The following is a 12,532-nucleotide window of genomic DNA, read 5'->3' on the forward strand; positions in this document are numbered from 1 at the left end:
CGAGGCTCGTGCCTCGCCGATCCTCAGCTGCCCGTCGGGAACAGGGCGGCCTCGGCGGTCCGGGTCACCGCGCGGATGAGCTCGGTCTGCTCGGACGTGCTGCCCTCCTCGGGTGCCTCCGTGTAGACCACGAGGGCGACGGTGGATCCGCGGTAGGTGAGGAGTGCCGCGTCGTGGAGCTCGCCCGCGACCTGCCCGTACTTGTGCTGCACCAGGACGTCGGGGCGGGACCCGGCCGGGATGAGATCCTCCTCGTTGGTGTCCTGCATGGAGCCGAGCAGCTCCGTCGTGTGTTCCTCGTCGAGGAGTTCACCCGCGGAGAGCCGACGCAGCACCAAAGCCATGTCCGCGGCGGTCAGCAGATTCTCCTCCGGGTCGTACTCGACACCGAGCGACGAGGCGTACGCCGTGAGCTCGGAGTGACCGACGGCGTCCATGAGCAGGAGCCACGCGTCATTGCTGCTGGTGTTGACCATGGCGTGGAGCTGGAAGGCGGCATCGTAGTCGCCGAGGGGTTCGTCCAGGCGCGCTTCCCCTGTCTCCACCCGGTGGTAGTAGGCGGCCGCGGTGATGATCTTCGCCGTACTGGCGGCGAAGAACGGATCGCGGTCCCCGAATGTCCGCGTGACTCCGCCCGACACATCGGCAAGGGCTACTCCGACGCGGTATTCGCCCGCTTCGTCGAGGATCGCCGCCATGTCCTGGTCCAGCGACGGCGGTGCGGCAGCCACCGGTGCGGTGGGGACGGCGACCGGCTCCGACACGCCCGGTCCGTCGTCGCCCGACGCCCGGATGAGGGGCACGAGGACCGCCACGGTGGCGAGCGTGAGGGCGGTGGCTCCCCACAGGGTGCGTCTCCGCCGGACCCGGGTCGAGGGTCCCCGGCGTGCGATGGCGTGACCTCCGGGACGGCCCTGCATCATCCTGTCCCTCCTTCCGGCGGCGCTACGTCGTGTGACCACGGGCTGAGCGCACCTCGATCACGTCCGGCCGATCGTCTCCGCCTGCTGCAAGCCTACTGACCGGTACGGCCCGCGCCGGACCCTTGTCGGGGTCGGGGCCGCCCCGTAGCATCCGGTCATGGAGATCATCGAGTACCACCCGCGGCGGGACCAGCTCGTCTACACCTTCGGCGGCAGCGCCCCCGTGCTGAGGGTGCAACCGGGTACCGCCCTGCGGCTCTGGTCCGAGGACGCGTTCAACAACGCCCTCACCTCGATCGACGACGTCAGCGGGGAGAAGGTGGACCTCGACTTCGTCAACCCGCAGACGGGGCCGTTCTACGTCGAGGGCGCGGAACCGGGGGACACCCTGGCCCTCCACATCGCAGATCTGACGCCGGCCCGGTCCTACGGCGCCTCGGCCACCATCCCGTTCTTCGGCGGCCTGACCAGCACGGACCGCACCGCCACGCTCCAGGAACCGCTGCCGGACATCACGTGGATCTACCACGTGGACACCGAGCGGCGGACGGTGGGCTTCCAGTCGCGACGCGGGGATTTCGAGGTCGCCCTCCCGCTCGAGCCGATGCTCGGGACGGTCGGGGTGGCACCTCCCGGAGGCGAGGTGCGGTCCAGCTTGGTGCCGGAACGGTTCGGCGGCAACATGGACGCCCCGGACGTGAAGGCGGGCACCACGGTGTACCTCGGCGTGAACGTCGAGGGTGCCCTGTTCTCGATCGGCGACGGCCACTACCGGCAGGGCGAGGGTGAGGCGTGCGGCACGGCCGTCGAGGGGGCCATGCACTCGACCATCATCGTGGACCTCGTCAAGGGCGGTGCGCCGGCGTGGCCGCGCATCGAGACCGACTACCACTGGGGCGCCGTCGGCTCCTCGCGTCCCATGGAGGACTCGTGGCGGATCGGGCAGGTGGAGATGGTGCGCTGGTTCGGTGATCTCTTCGGCCTGCACCAGCTCGATGCCTACCAGCTGCTGACGCAGACGGCCCTCGCGCCGATCGCCAACGCCGTCGACGCGAACTACAGCGTGGTGGTCAAGGCGCCCAAGGCACTGTTCCCCTCCGCCGACGCCTACGGGGGCCTGCACGCACACCTCCGGCGCCAGGCCGTAGACCTGCGCTGACGTCCCGCGCCCGGACACCCGTCCGGCGCCAGTCCGACCGAAGGAGCACCATGGACCTGCAGCTGACCGGCACCACCGCCCTCGTGACCGGAGGCACGAAAGGCATCGGCAGGGCCATCGTCCGGTGCTTCGCCGCGGAGGGGGCGAACGTCGCGTTCTGCGCACGGGACGCCGCCGAGGTCGCGGCGACCGAGCAGGCGTTCGCGTCGTCGTCGGGCCGCGTCAGCGGCTCCGTGCTCGACGTCGGCGACGGGGTGGCGGTGGCCGGCTGGGTGGACGCCGTGGCGGCTGACTTCGGGGGGATCGACGCGGTGGTGAGCAACGTCAGTGCGCTCGCGATCGAGGACACGGAGGAGAACTGGGAGGCGAGCCTCCGGGTCGACCTGCTCGGGACGGTGCGCCTGGTCAAGGCGGCCCTCCCTCACCTGGCGAGGAGTTCGACGCCGTCGATCACGGCGATCTCGAGTGTGTCCGGCCGTGAGGTGGACTTCGCCTCCGGACCCTACGGCACCGTGAAGTCGGCGCTGATCGCGTACATGGCGGGCCTCGCCTTCCAGCTCGCCGGGCAGGGCATCCGGGCGAATACCGTCTCGCCCGGCAACACCTACCACGAGGGCGGTGTGTGGGAGAGCATCGAGGGCGGTAACCCGGAGCTCTTCGCCACCGCGATGGGGCTCAATCCCACGGGTCGGATGGGCACGCCGGAGGAGGTGGCGGACGCCGTCGTCTTCCTCGCCAGTCCCCGGTCCAGCCGCACCACGGGCGCCAATCTCCTGATCGACGGCGGACTCACCCGCGGCATCCAGTTCTGACGGGCGCGCCCTGCACACCCGACCGGATGCAGGGGGACGCCGGCAGCCCGGACCGGATTCAGCGGGCCGGGCGGTGGCGCCGCCGGTGACGTGCGCCGGTCACGGGACCGGCGCACTGTCCCCTCGGTCAGGGCCTACGTGGCGAGGAACGGGAGGAGGATCCCGTTGATCTCCGCACCGTGGGTCCAGAGCATGCCGTGGGGCGCACCCTCGATCTCGACGTACTCGGCGGCGGGCAGGCGCTTGGTGAACTCGCGTCCCGTCGCGTCGATGGGCAGGATGCGGTCGTCGGTGCCGTGCGCGATCAGGGTGGGGACGGTGATCTTCTCGATGTCGGCGCGGAAGTCCGTCAGCCAGGAGTCGACGACGGCGAAGGACGCGTACCAGGACGAGCCCGAGGCCACGTTCCAGGCGTTGCGGAGGGCTTCCTCGCTCAGGCGGTTGCCGAGGAAGGTGTCGGTGTTGAAGAAGTCGGCGTAGAAGTTCGTGAACCAGGCGTAGCGGTCCTCGATGGCGGCGGCGCGGATGCCGTCGAACACGGTCGAGGGGACGCCCGTGGGGTTGTCGTCGGTCTGCAGCAAAAACGGTTCGAGCGAGGCGAGGAAGACGGTTTTGGCGACACGGGCCTCGCCGTAGGTAGCGATGTACCGGCCCACCTCGCCGGTGCCCATCGAGAATCCGACGAGCACTGCGTCGTTGAGGTCGAGGATCTCGAGCACCGTGCTGAGATCGGCGGCGAAGGTGTCGTAGTCGTAGCCGGTGGTGGGCTTGCTGGACCGGCCGAAGCCCCGGCGGTCGTACGTGATGACGCGGTATCCGGCGTTCAGGAGGGCCGCGGTCTGCTTCTCCCAGGAACCGCCGTCGAGCGGGTAGCCGTGGATGAGCACGACCGGCTGGCCTGTGCCGTGGTCCTCGTAGTACAGGTGGAGGTCCGTGCTGTTCTCGGTGCCGACCTTGATGAAAGCCATGATCCGTTCCCTTTCCTCGAGCGGCGAGAACGACCGTTCTCTCCTGCTGTCCACAGCGTATAGAACGATCGTTCTCACAGCAAGTAGAATGGCTGGATGACTTCTGACGACGTGCGGACGCGCATCATCGCGACCGCCGATGACCTCTACAATGCGCGCGGTATCCAGTCCGTCGGCATGGACGAACTGCGGACGGCCGCCGGGGTCTCGCTCAAGAAGCTCTACCAGGAGTTCCCCTCGAAGAGCAGCATCGTCATGGCCGTCCTCGAGCGGTGGCACGCGTCATGGACCGAAGGGCTGGATGCGCGGGTACGGCAGGCCGACGCACCGAGGGACCGGCTGCTGGCGATGTTCGACTACCTGGCCGAGTGGTTCGGGCAGGACTCGTTCCGCGGCTGCGGCTTCATCAACAGCTTCGCGGAGCTGGGTGCCGTGAGCCCGGACGTCGCCGAGTACGCCCGCAGGCACAAGGAGTCCTTCCAGGTCTACGTCGGCCATCTGGCAGCGGACGCAGGAGCGCCGTCGGATCTCGCCCCGCAGCTGTCGATCCTCGCCGAGGGTGCACAGACGACGGCGGCGATCGCCGGCACCCCGGATGCCGCCGGCCACGCACGGAGGGCTGCCGAGGTGCTCGTTGACGCTGCGCTCGCGCACCCGTCACGTCCTACCGGCTGATCAGCCGACCAGGTCGCGGTACTCGGGGTGGTCGTCGATGAACGCGGCGACGAACTCGCACTCGGGCACCACCGTCAGGTGCCGGTTCCGTGCGTCGTCGAGCGCGTGGCGGATCAGGGTGCTGCCGACGCCGCGGCCCTCCACATCCTCGTCGACCACGGTGTGCGTGAAGACGATGGTGTCACCGGAGAGCTCGTAGGCGGCGATGCCCGCCGGATCGCCGTCGAGTGCTGCCTCGTAACGGCTCTTCGCCTCGTTGTCGGTGACGTCCAGGCCGGGGTGCTCGCTGCTCATGCAGCCACTCTGGCACCCGCGCCGACAGGCGGTCAACGGCACGACGGCGGGCGTGCGCGGATCCGCTCCTGCTCCCGGGAGCTAGGCCGGAGCGTGCGACGAGCTCGATTCGAGGAGCCAGGCGACGGCGTCGGTCTCCGACGTGAAGTACCGGGTCGTCGTGGGGGAGCGGTGGGAGAAGCCCGACATCACCTCGTCGACGACGTCCTGGCCGACCAGCGCCACCCTGGAGAACCCGCGGTAGCTGCTCATGCCGATCCGGGCCTCGGGAGTGATGCCGGTGATGCCGTGCATGTGGACGAGCAGCGGAAGGGCCGTCGGTCCGTGGAACTCGGCGAGGGCCGCGGCCGCAGCGACCGCGTACGGGTGGGTGATCTCGACCCCGCGTCGCCAGCGCAGTCTCAGGATCCCGCGGTCGAAGTTCGCGGTGAACGGGTCCATCGGAGTCCTTTGATCGGCGGCTGGGGTCATTGATCCGCCAGCGTAGCAAGACGCACCCCCGGATCGCTCCGTCCGTTCACAGGTGACCACTCCGCCCTGCCGGAGCCGTGCAGGTTGTACCCTCCTGTGCATGACACTGAGCATTCTGGTGACCGGCGCCAGTCGGGGTATCGGCGCAGCCATCGCCCTGGACCTGTCCGCGCGGGGGCACCGCATCGCCGTGCACGCGGGGCGGGACAGGGCGGCGGCGGAGGCCGTCCGCGACCGACTCCCCGGGGCGGGTCACACCGTCGTGGTCGGTGATGTCGGTGATCCTGACGCATGCCGGCGCATCGTCGACAGCGCCGTCGACGACCTCGGCGGGATCGACGTGCTGGTCAACAACGCGGGCATCTTCGAGGCGCATCCCGTCGACGGCACGTCCTTCGAGGAATGGCAGCAGGCCTGGCGCCGCACGCTCGACGTGAACCTGCTCGGTCCGGCGAACCTCGCCTGGCTCGTGGCGCGCCACCTCCTCGGACGCCCCGCAGGTCCGGAGGGCGGACGCCTCATCAGCGTCGGGTCGCGGGGCGCGTACCGCGGCGAACCCGCCACGCCCGCCTACGGTGCGAGCAAGGCGGGGCTGCACGCACTGACGCAGTCGCTCGCCGTCGCCCTCGCGCCGCACGGGATACTCGCAGCCGCCGTCGCGCCCGGGTTCGTCGAGACCGACATGGGCCGGACCGTCCTCGACGGGCCGGGCGGGGACGCGGTGCGCGCGCAGAGCCCGTTCAACCGTGTGGCGACGCCGGAGGACATTGCCCGGACGGTGGGCTGGCTCGCCACCGACGCGCCGCTCTGGGTCAGCGGGACCGTGGTGGACGCCAACGGGGCGTCCTACCTGAGGTGAGGCGTGCCCGGCGGGCCGTCCACCACAGGGCCTCGTGACGTTCTGTGACGACGGCCGATGGACGCCCGCAGGGCCTCGCCCTTAGGCTCGGGAGCAGAATCAAGAGTTCCAACGCAAAACCCTGGTTTGTTGGACGGCAACCCTCTCGCTGTAGCGGGGTGCCCCAGGTGAGGATTCGGCCCGTCATGCACCGTGCGGGCAAGTATGGCGCTTCCTTCCGGCAGTGCCCCCGACATGAGGATCCTTCATGACCTCTGCACCGCGCCGTATCCGCTTCAACGCCTTCGACATGAACTGCGTGGGCCACCAGTCGCCCGGTCTGTGGCGTCATCCCGAGGACCAGTCCTGGCGCTACAAGGACCTGCGCTACTGGGCGGACCTCGCGCAGACACTGGAGAAGGGCCTGTTCGACGGCATCTTCATCGCGGACGTCCTCGGCACCTACGACGTCTTCGGCGGCTCCAACGAGGCGACCCTGCGCCAGGGGACGCAGACGCCGGTCAACGACCCTTTCCTGCTCGTCTCCGCGATGGCCCTCGTCACGGAGCACCTCGGCTTCGGCGTCACGGCCGGCACTGCCTACGAGCACCCGTACCCCTTCGCGCGGCGCCTCTCCACCCTCGACCACCTGACCGACGGCCGCGTGGGCTGGAACGTCGTCACCGGCTACCTACCCTCCGCGGCCCGCAACATGGGCCACGAGGACCAGCTGGAGCACGACCAGCGCTACGACCACGCCGACGAATACCTCGAGGTGCTCTACAAGCTTCTCGAAGGCTCCTGGGAGGACGACGCCGTGGTCCGGGATCGTAGGACCGGCGTCTTCACCGATCCGGCGAAGGTCCACGAGATCCAGCACGACGGCACGTTCTTCACCGTTCCCGGCATCCACCTCAGCGAACCGTCGCCCCAGCGCACCCCCGTCATCTACCAGGCGGGGGCCTCCCCTCGGGGTATCGCCTTCGCGGCAGGCAACGCGGAAGCGGTCTTCGTCGGCTCGCCCACGAAGGCCCTCCTGAAGGACGCCGTCCGCAGGATCCGCGACGCCGTCGAGGCCGAGGGGCGCGACCGCTACTCCGTACGCATCTACACGATGCTGACCGTCATCACGGACGAGACCGAGGAGAAGGCGCACGCCAAGCACGCCGACTACCAGCAGTACGTCAGCTACGAGGGCGCGCTCGTCCTGCTCTCCGGCTGGCTGGGCATCGACCTCAGCGTCTACGACCCCGACGAGCCGATCGGCACTGTGCAGTCCAATGCCATCCAGTCCGCGGTGGCGAACTTCCAGAAAGTGAACGACGACGGCCTCCCCTGGACCGTCCGCGACATCGCCGCGTGGGCCGGTATCGGCGGGCTGGGGCCGAGGGTCGTCGGGTCCGGCGCGCAGGTGGCCGACGAGCTGCAGTCCTGGGTCGAGGAGACGGACGTGGACGGGTTCAACCTCGCCTACGCCATCACGCCGGGCTCCTTCGAGGATGTCATCACCCATGTGGTGCCCGAGCTGCAGAAGCGCGGCGCGTATCCGACGGCCTACGCGGAGGGGACGCTCCGCCAGAAGCTGTTCGGCAAGGGTGACCGGCTTCCCGCCGAGCACCGCGGTGCAGGCTACCGGCTCCAGCCCGCCCGCCCTGACGCACCCGTCCCGCCGCACCTCCGCGACACCCCGCTCCCGCTCGCCCCTGGCGCACCCGTCCGACCGCACATCCACGGCGCCCGCGACGCTTGCACTCCAGCCCATCCCGACCCGCTCGACCTTCCCGAGGAACCCCATGATCTCGCTGAGACACCTGACCAAGACCTACGGCCGCGGCGACGCCGCCGTCACCGTGCTCGACCACCTCGACTTCGAGGTGCCCACCGGGCGGATCGCCGCCGTGGTCGGCCCGAGCGGTGCCGGCAAGAGCACCCTCGCGCAGTGCATCAACCTCCTCGAACGCCCCACGTCGGGGTCCGTCGTCGTGAACGGTGAGGACCTCTCCGGCCTGCCCGAGAAGCGCCTCCGCGACGCCCGGCGCCGGATCGGCACCGTCTTCCAGTCCTCGAGCCTGCTCAGCCGCCGCACGGCCGCCGAGAACATCGCCCTGCCCCTCGACTTCCTCGGAGTGACTCCGCAGGAGACGAGGAGCCGGGTCGGTGAACTGCTGGAGCGCGTGGGACTCACCGACAAGGCGGGCCACTACCCGTTCCAGCTCTCCGGCGGGCAGGCCCAGCGCGTCGGCATCGCCCGGGCGCTCGCGCTGCGTCCCTCCATCCTCCTGGCCGACGAAGCCACGTCCGGGCTGGACCCGGACACCACGCGCTCCGTCGTCGGACTCGTCCGCGAACTGCGCGACGACCTCGATCTCACGGTCGTGTTCATCACCCACGAGATGGACACGGTGCGGCAGGTCGCCGATACCGTCGCCCGGCTCGACCACGGGAGAATCGTAGAGCAGGGCAGCCTCGTGAACCTGCTGACCTCGCACGGCTCCCGCCTCGGGCGCTCGCTGCAGCCCCGTCGCGGCCACGCGGGACCGGAAGCCGGCACGCGGACCTGGTTCGTCACCTACGATTCCACCACCGTGCCCGGCGACTGGATCCAGCGCGTGACCGCCGACCTCGGCGCGAGCGTGCACCTCCTGGGGGCGTCGGTCGAGACCGTGCACGGCGTCAACACGGGCAGTGCGACGCTCGGCATCGGAACGGACGACGACGCCCGCGTCGTGGCGGCGCTCGCCCGGTGCGGACTGAGCGGCACTCCCGACCACTCCGCCGCATCCTTCGGTCCGACCGACGAGCGGATCCTCGCCGGAGCCCTCGAGGACGCGGCATGAGCGCCGTCGTCCTGCCGCGCGCCGACGTCCCCCTCGGGGACCTGCCCGCCCTCCTGCTCCCCGCCTACGGGCAGACCGTCACCATGGTGGGCATCGTCATGGCCGTGGTCCTCGCGATCGGGACCCCCCTCGGTGTGCTGCTCCACAACGCGGCTCCCGGCGGGCTCCACGAGCGCCCGGCACTGCACACCCTGCTCAGCTGGATCATCAGCATCGGCCGGTCGCTGCCCTTCCTCATCCTCATGGCGGCGATCGTGCCGTTCACGCGCTTCGTCACGGGTACGAACATCGGCATCGCCGCAGCGGTCGTGCCGATGTCGCTCGCGGGCATCGCCTTCTTCACGCGTATCGTCGAGAACGCCCTGCGCTCGGTGCCGCCGTCCATCATTCAGGTGGCACGGGCCGCGGGCGGGTCCCACCTCCAGATCATGCGGTCCGCGCAGTTCGGGGAGGCCGTCCCCGCGGTGATCGGCGGCCTCACCATCCAGGTGATCGCGATGATCGAGTACTCGGCCATCGCGGGCACCATCGGTGCCGGGGGCATCGGCTACGTCGCCGTCACCTACGGCTACCAGCGGTTCGACAACACCGTGATGCTCGCGACGATCGTGATCCTCGTCGTCACCGTCGCCCTCGTGCAGGTGGCCGGCGACCGCCTGGTCCGGTTCACCACGCCGCAGAAACGGCTCCAGCGCGCCTGACGCCGCGGCGTCGTCGGCTCCATCCCGCTCCACCGCCACCCGGTTCCCCTGCTCCACCCGACACCGCGCCCTCCGGCGCGCCCAGAAAGGCCTCCACCATGTCCGAGAACACCCCTTCCCCCTCCGCCGGCACACCGACCCCCGAGGCCGATCACGGCTTCACGCTCCGCACACGGCGCAGGGCCCCGTGGATCGCGGGAGGCGCCGTCGTCGTGCTCGCGGCCGGTGCCTTCATCGCCGTACCGCTCCTGAATCCCGCGGAATCCGCAGCCGAGACGGAGGGCGCCACCCTCCTCGTCGCCACCGCCGAGGGGAACCACGCCGAGCAGGCGCTCATCGAGTTCATCGACCGCGAGGTCGCACCGAAGTACGGCATCGACATCGAGTTCACGGGGCTCAGCGACAGCAACACCATCAACCGGGCGGTGAGCGAGGGCGAGGTGGCAGCGACCGTCTACCAGCACGAACTGTGGCTCGGGCAGGTCCTCGAGGCCAACCCGGACTTCCGCGAGACCGCGGTGGCGCCGGTGTTCCGCTGGGGCTTCGGCATCTGGTCGGACAAGTACACGAGCGTCGACCAGATCCCCGACGGCGGCACCATCTCGCTGTACTCCGACCCCGCCAACGAGGCCCAGGGGCTGTGGCTGCTCGAGCGGGCCGGCCTGATCACCCTGAAGGACGGCGTGGACAAGTGGGCGGCCACCCAGGACGACATCGCGACCAACCCCAAGAACCTCACCTTCACGCTCCTCGACTTCGGGGCGCAGTCGAGGGCGCTCCCGGACCTCGATGCCGCCGTCGGCTACACGGAGTACTACACCGCGGCGAAGGTACCCCTGGAGAAGCAGATCTTCGCGCCGGCGGCGCCGGACGAGTTCGCCTCGCAGCTGACCGTCGGCACCGACTACCTGGAGACGGAGAACATCCAGAAGCTCACCGAGGCCTTCGCCGACCCTGCCGTCCAGGAGTTCCTCACCACGGACCCGAGCGTGAAGGACCTCCTGCTGCCGATCGACGCCTCCTGAGCGCTGCGTCCGGGGACCGCGCGTCCCACCGTGCCAGAGCCCGGGCGCGGGAGGCACGGCGTCCGCGTGATGGGGATACGGGTGCGCTCCGGGCTGAACCCCCCGGAAGCGGTGGCTTCGGCGCGGGGTGGGGACTAGCGTCGGGACCAGACAATCAATCGATCGAAGGAGTTCCCATGTCACGCGTAGCCATCATCGGCGGGCACGGCAAAGTAGCGCTGCACCTCACGAAGATCCTCACGGACCAGGGCCACCAGGTCAGCTCGATCTTCCGCAACCAGGACCACGCCGCCGACGTCGAGCAGGCAGGCGCCACGCCCGTCGTCGCCGACCTCGCGGAGCTCTCGGTGCAGGACATGGCGGACGTCTTCAGCGGGCACGACGCCGTGGTCTGGTCCGCCGGATCCGGTGGCAGCAGCCCCGAGGCCACGTACGCCATCGACCGCGACGCCGCGATCCGGTCGATGGACGCCGCCGAGCAGGCCTCTGTGGGCCGGTACGTCATGGTGTCCTACCTCGGGGCGGGCAAGGACCACGGCGTGCCCGAGGACAACAGCTTCTTCCACTACGCCGAGTCGAAGGCCGCCGCCGACGAGCACCTGCGCAACTCGAAGCTGGCCTGGACCATCCTCGGTCCCGGCTCCCTGACCACAGATCCGGGGACCGGCACCATCGAGGTGTCCGACAAGCCCCAGCAGGATTCGGTGCCCCGCGAGGACGTGGCCCACGTGGCCGCCGTCGTGCTCGGGGACCTCGGGACGGTGGACCGGACCATCCAGTTCAACAGCGGTCCGACGCCGATCGCCGAGGCGATCGAGGCAGCCATCTAGGGCGCGCACCACCGAACGATGACGGCGCCGGGCCTGGTCCGGCGCCGTCGTCGTGTGCCGGGCCTGTGTGTTCCGGGCTTGGTCGCCGCGTCCTTCCCGCATCAGCCGGCCTGGCTGCCCTGTGACTGGCGTCGCGACGGGGCAGGCCGCAGCGGGTAGACGCCGCTGCTTCGTGCATGCCTTTCACGCCCCGAACCGCGTGTCACGGCGCGACACGCCGCGAAGGACCGGCCTACCGACCGAAAGGCGTGCACGAAGGCACACCCGGAGGCTGATTCGGGGCGGGTGGGACGACGACGGCGGCCGAGAGGCCGCGCGCGAGAGCGCACCCCGGAGGTTGACTCGGGGCGGGCGGACGGGCGGACGGGACGACGGCGGCGGCTGGGAGTGTGCGCACGAGGGCATACCCCGGGCGGGGAGGAACCCGGTTAGAGCCCGTCGGCGGCGTGGAAGGTGCGGAGCGCCTCGACCACGAGCTTGTGGTCCTCGAGTTGCGGCAGGCCGGACACCGTCACGGTGGCCACCGGTCCCACCCCGCGGATGTACAGGGGGAAAGAGCCGCCGTGGGCCGCGTGGGTCGTCGGGTCCACCATCGGGTTGCCCTCGAAGCTGCCGCCGTTGCGCCGTGCCCTCAACCCGACGAGCAGTGACGGCACCAGGTAGCGGGCAGCGGTGCGGCTCTTGGCGTCGAGCCAGAAGTCGTTGTCGGGTGTGGCGCCGTCGAGCGCGGCACGGAAGAGGATGTGGTTCGGTTTGCTGATGCCGATGGCGATCGGCAGGTTCCGGCCGACCCCCATCTGGACGAGGAGCTGACCGAGCGCCACCGCGTCGTCGTTGGTGAAGCGGGTGAACTGGAGCTCGGCAACCTCTCCCTCGACCTTCGCGATGAGCGCTTCGAGTGCTTCCGCGGGCTGGTCGCCGCCTCCGTCGGGATCGAACGGACGGAGGACTGTCGAGGGGGCATCATTGCTCATTGGCCAAATCTACGTGGTCGGGAGT

General features: G+C 70.0%; 13 protein-coding genes, 1 pseudogene and 1 riboswitch. Of the genes and pseudogenes, 9 read left to right on the forward strand and 5 right to left on the reverse strand.

Annotated features, from left to right (window positions below):
- Positions 1-23 precede the first annotated feature (23 nt).
- Positions 24-923 (reverse strand): serine hydrolase, encoded by a 900-nt coding sequence (locus tag ASF21_RS08615; protein ID WP_055769696.1) that lies wholly within the window; start codon positions 921-923, stop codon positions 24-26.
- A gap of 157 nt (positions 924-1,080) precedes the next feature.
- Between ASF21_RS08615 and ASF21_RS08620 the strand changes: the two genes are divergently transcribed.
- Both ASF21_RS08620 and ASF21_RS08625 read left to right on the forward strand, forming a co-directional pair.
- The gene (locus tag ASF21_RS08620; protein WP_055769698.1) at positions 1,081-2,082 is read left to right on the forward strand and encodes an acetamidase/formamidase family protein; all 1,002 of its coding nucleotides are present in this window, start codon (positions 1,081-1,083) and stop codon (positions 2,080-2,082) included.
- A 50-nt stretch (positions 2,083-2,132) separates the two neighbouring features.
- Positions 2,133-2,894: an SDR family NAD(P)-dependent oxidoreductase gene (locus tag ASF21_RS08625; RefSeq protein WP_055769699.1), complete on the forward strand. Its 762-nt coding sequence runs from the start codon at positions 2,133-2,135 to the stop codon at positions 2,892-2,894.
- 134 nt (positions 2,895-3,028) lie between these two features.
- Here ASF21_RS08625 and ASF21_RS08630 read toward each other — a convergent pair whose 3' ends face one another.
- Entirely contained in the window at positions 3,029-3,862 is an 834-nt protein-coding gene (locus ASF21_RS08630) for an alpha/beta fold hydrolase (RefSeq protein ID WP_055769701.1), read from the reverse strand.
- 96 nt (positions 3,863-3,958) lie between these two features.
- Here ASF21_RS08630 and ASF21_RS08635 point away from each other — a divergent pair, with 96 nt between their 5' ends.
- Positions 3,959-4,537, forward strand: coding sequence for a TetR/AcrR family transcriptional regulator (locus ASF21_RS08635; protein ID WP_055769703.1), 579 nt, complete (start codon positions 3,959-3,961; stop codon positions 4,535-4,537).
- On the opposite strand, the gene ASF21_RS08640 is transcribed toward ASF21_RS08635, so the two are convergent.
- The gene (locus ASF21_RS08640; RefSeq protein ID WP_055769706.1) at positions 4,538-4,831 is read right to left on the reverse strand and encodes a GNAT family N-acetyltransferase; all 294 of its coding nucleotides are present in this window, start codon (positions 4,829-4,831) and stop codon (positions 4,538-4,540) included.
- An 81-nt stretch (positions 4,832-4,912) separates the two neighbouring features.
- Positions 4,913-5,272 carry an STAS/SEC14 domain-containing protein gene (locus tag ASF21_RS08645; RefSeq protein WP_055769708.1) on the reverse strand — a complete coding sequence of 120 codons (360 nt, stop codon included), beginning with the start codon at positions 5,270-5,272 and terminating at the stop codon, positions 4,913-4,915.
- A 130-nt stretch (positions 5,273-5,402) separates the two neighbouring features.
- On the opposite strand from ASF21_RS08645, the gene ASF21_RS08650 reads away from it, so the two are divergent.
- From ASF21_RS08650 to ASF21_RS08675, 6 genes and pseudogenes are all read left to right on the forward strand, one after another.
- Positions 5,403-6,161: an SDR family NAD(P)-dependent oxidoreductase gene (locus tag ASF21_RS08650; RefSeq protein ID WP_055769711.1), complete on the forward strand. Its 759-nt coding sequence runs from the start codon at positions 5,403-5,405 to the stop codon at positions 6,159-6,161.
- A 97-nt stretch (positions 6,162-6,258) separates the two neighbouring features.
- Positions 6,259-6,372: riboswitch (SAM riboswitch) on the forward strand.
- 36 nt (positions 6,373-6,408) lie between these two features.
- Positions 6,409-7,782: pseudogene (locus ASF21_RS08655) on the forward strand (LLM class flavin-dependent oxidoreductase); the annotation flags it as partial.
- A gap of 151 nt (positions 7,783-7,933) precedes the next feature.
- Positions 7,934-8,977, forward strand: a complete 1,044-nt coding sequence (locus ASF21_RS08660) for a methionine ABC transporter ATP-binding protein (RefSeq protein ID WP_082471384.1) — start codon at positions 7,934-7,936, stop codon at positions 8,975-8,977.
- Positions 8,974-9,678 carry a methionine ABC transporter permease gene (locus tag ASF21_RS08665; protein WP_055769713.1) on the forward strand — a complete coding sequence of 235 codons (705 nt, stop codon included), beginning with the start codon at positions 8,974-8,976 and terminating at the stop codon, positions 9,676-9,678. The genes ASF21_RS08660 and ASF21_RS08665 overlap by 4 nt, the downstream gene beginning before the upstream one ends.
- A gap of 98 nt (positions 9,679-9,776) precedes the next feature.
- Positions 9,777-10,703: a MetQ/NlpA family ABC transporter substrate-binding protein gene (locus ASF21_RS08670; protein ID WP_055769715.1), complete on the forward strand. Its 927-nt coding sequence runs from the start codon at positions 9,777-9,779 to the stop codon at positions 10,701-10,703.
- A gap of 176 nt (positions 10,704-10,879) precedes the next feature.
- Positions 10,880-11,533 carry an SDR family oxidoreductase gene (locus tag ASF21_RS08675; protein ID WP_055769717.1) on the forward strand — a complete coding sequence of 218 codons (654 nt, stop codon included), beginning with the start codon at positions 10,880-10,882 and terminating at the stop codon, positions 11,531-11,533.
- A 428-nt stretch (positions 11,534-11,961) separates the two neighbouring features.
- On the opposite strand, the gene ASF21_RS08680 is transcribed toward ASF21_RS08675, so the two are convergent.
- A complete protein-coding gene (locus ASF21_RS08680) occupies positions 11,962-12,507 on the reverse strand; it encodes a heme-degrading domain-containing protein (protein WP_055769719.1) in 546 nt (181 codons plus the stop codon).
- Positions 12,508-12,532: the final 25 nt, after the last annotated feature.

Origin of the sequence: Arthrobacter sp. Leaf234, from assembly GCF_001422665.1 — a bacterium.
In the GTDB taxonomy this organism is placed as follows: Bacteria; Actinomycetota; Actinomycetes; order Actinomycetales; family Micrococcaceae; genus Arthrobacter_D.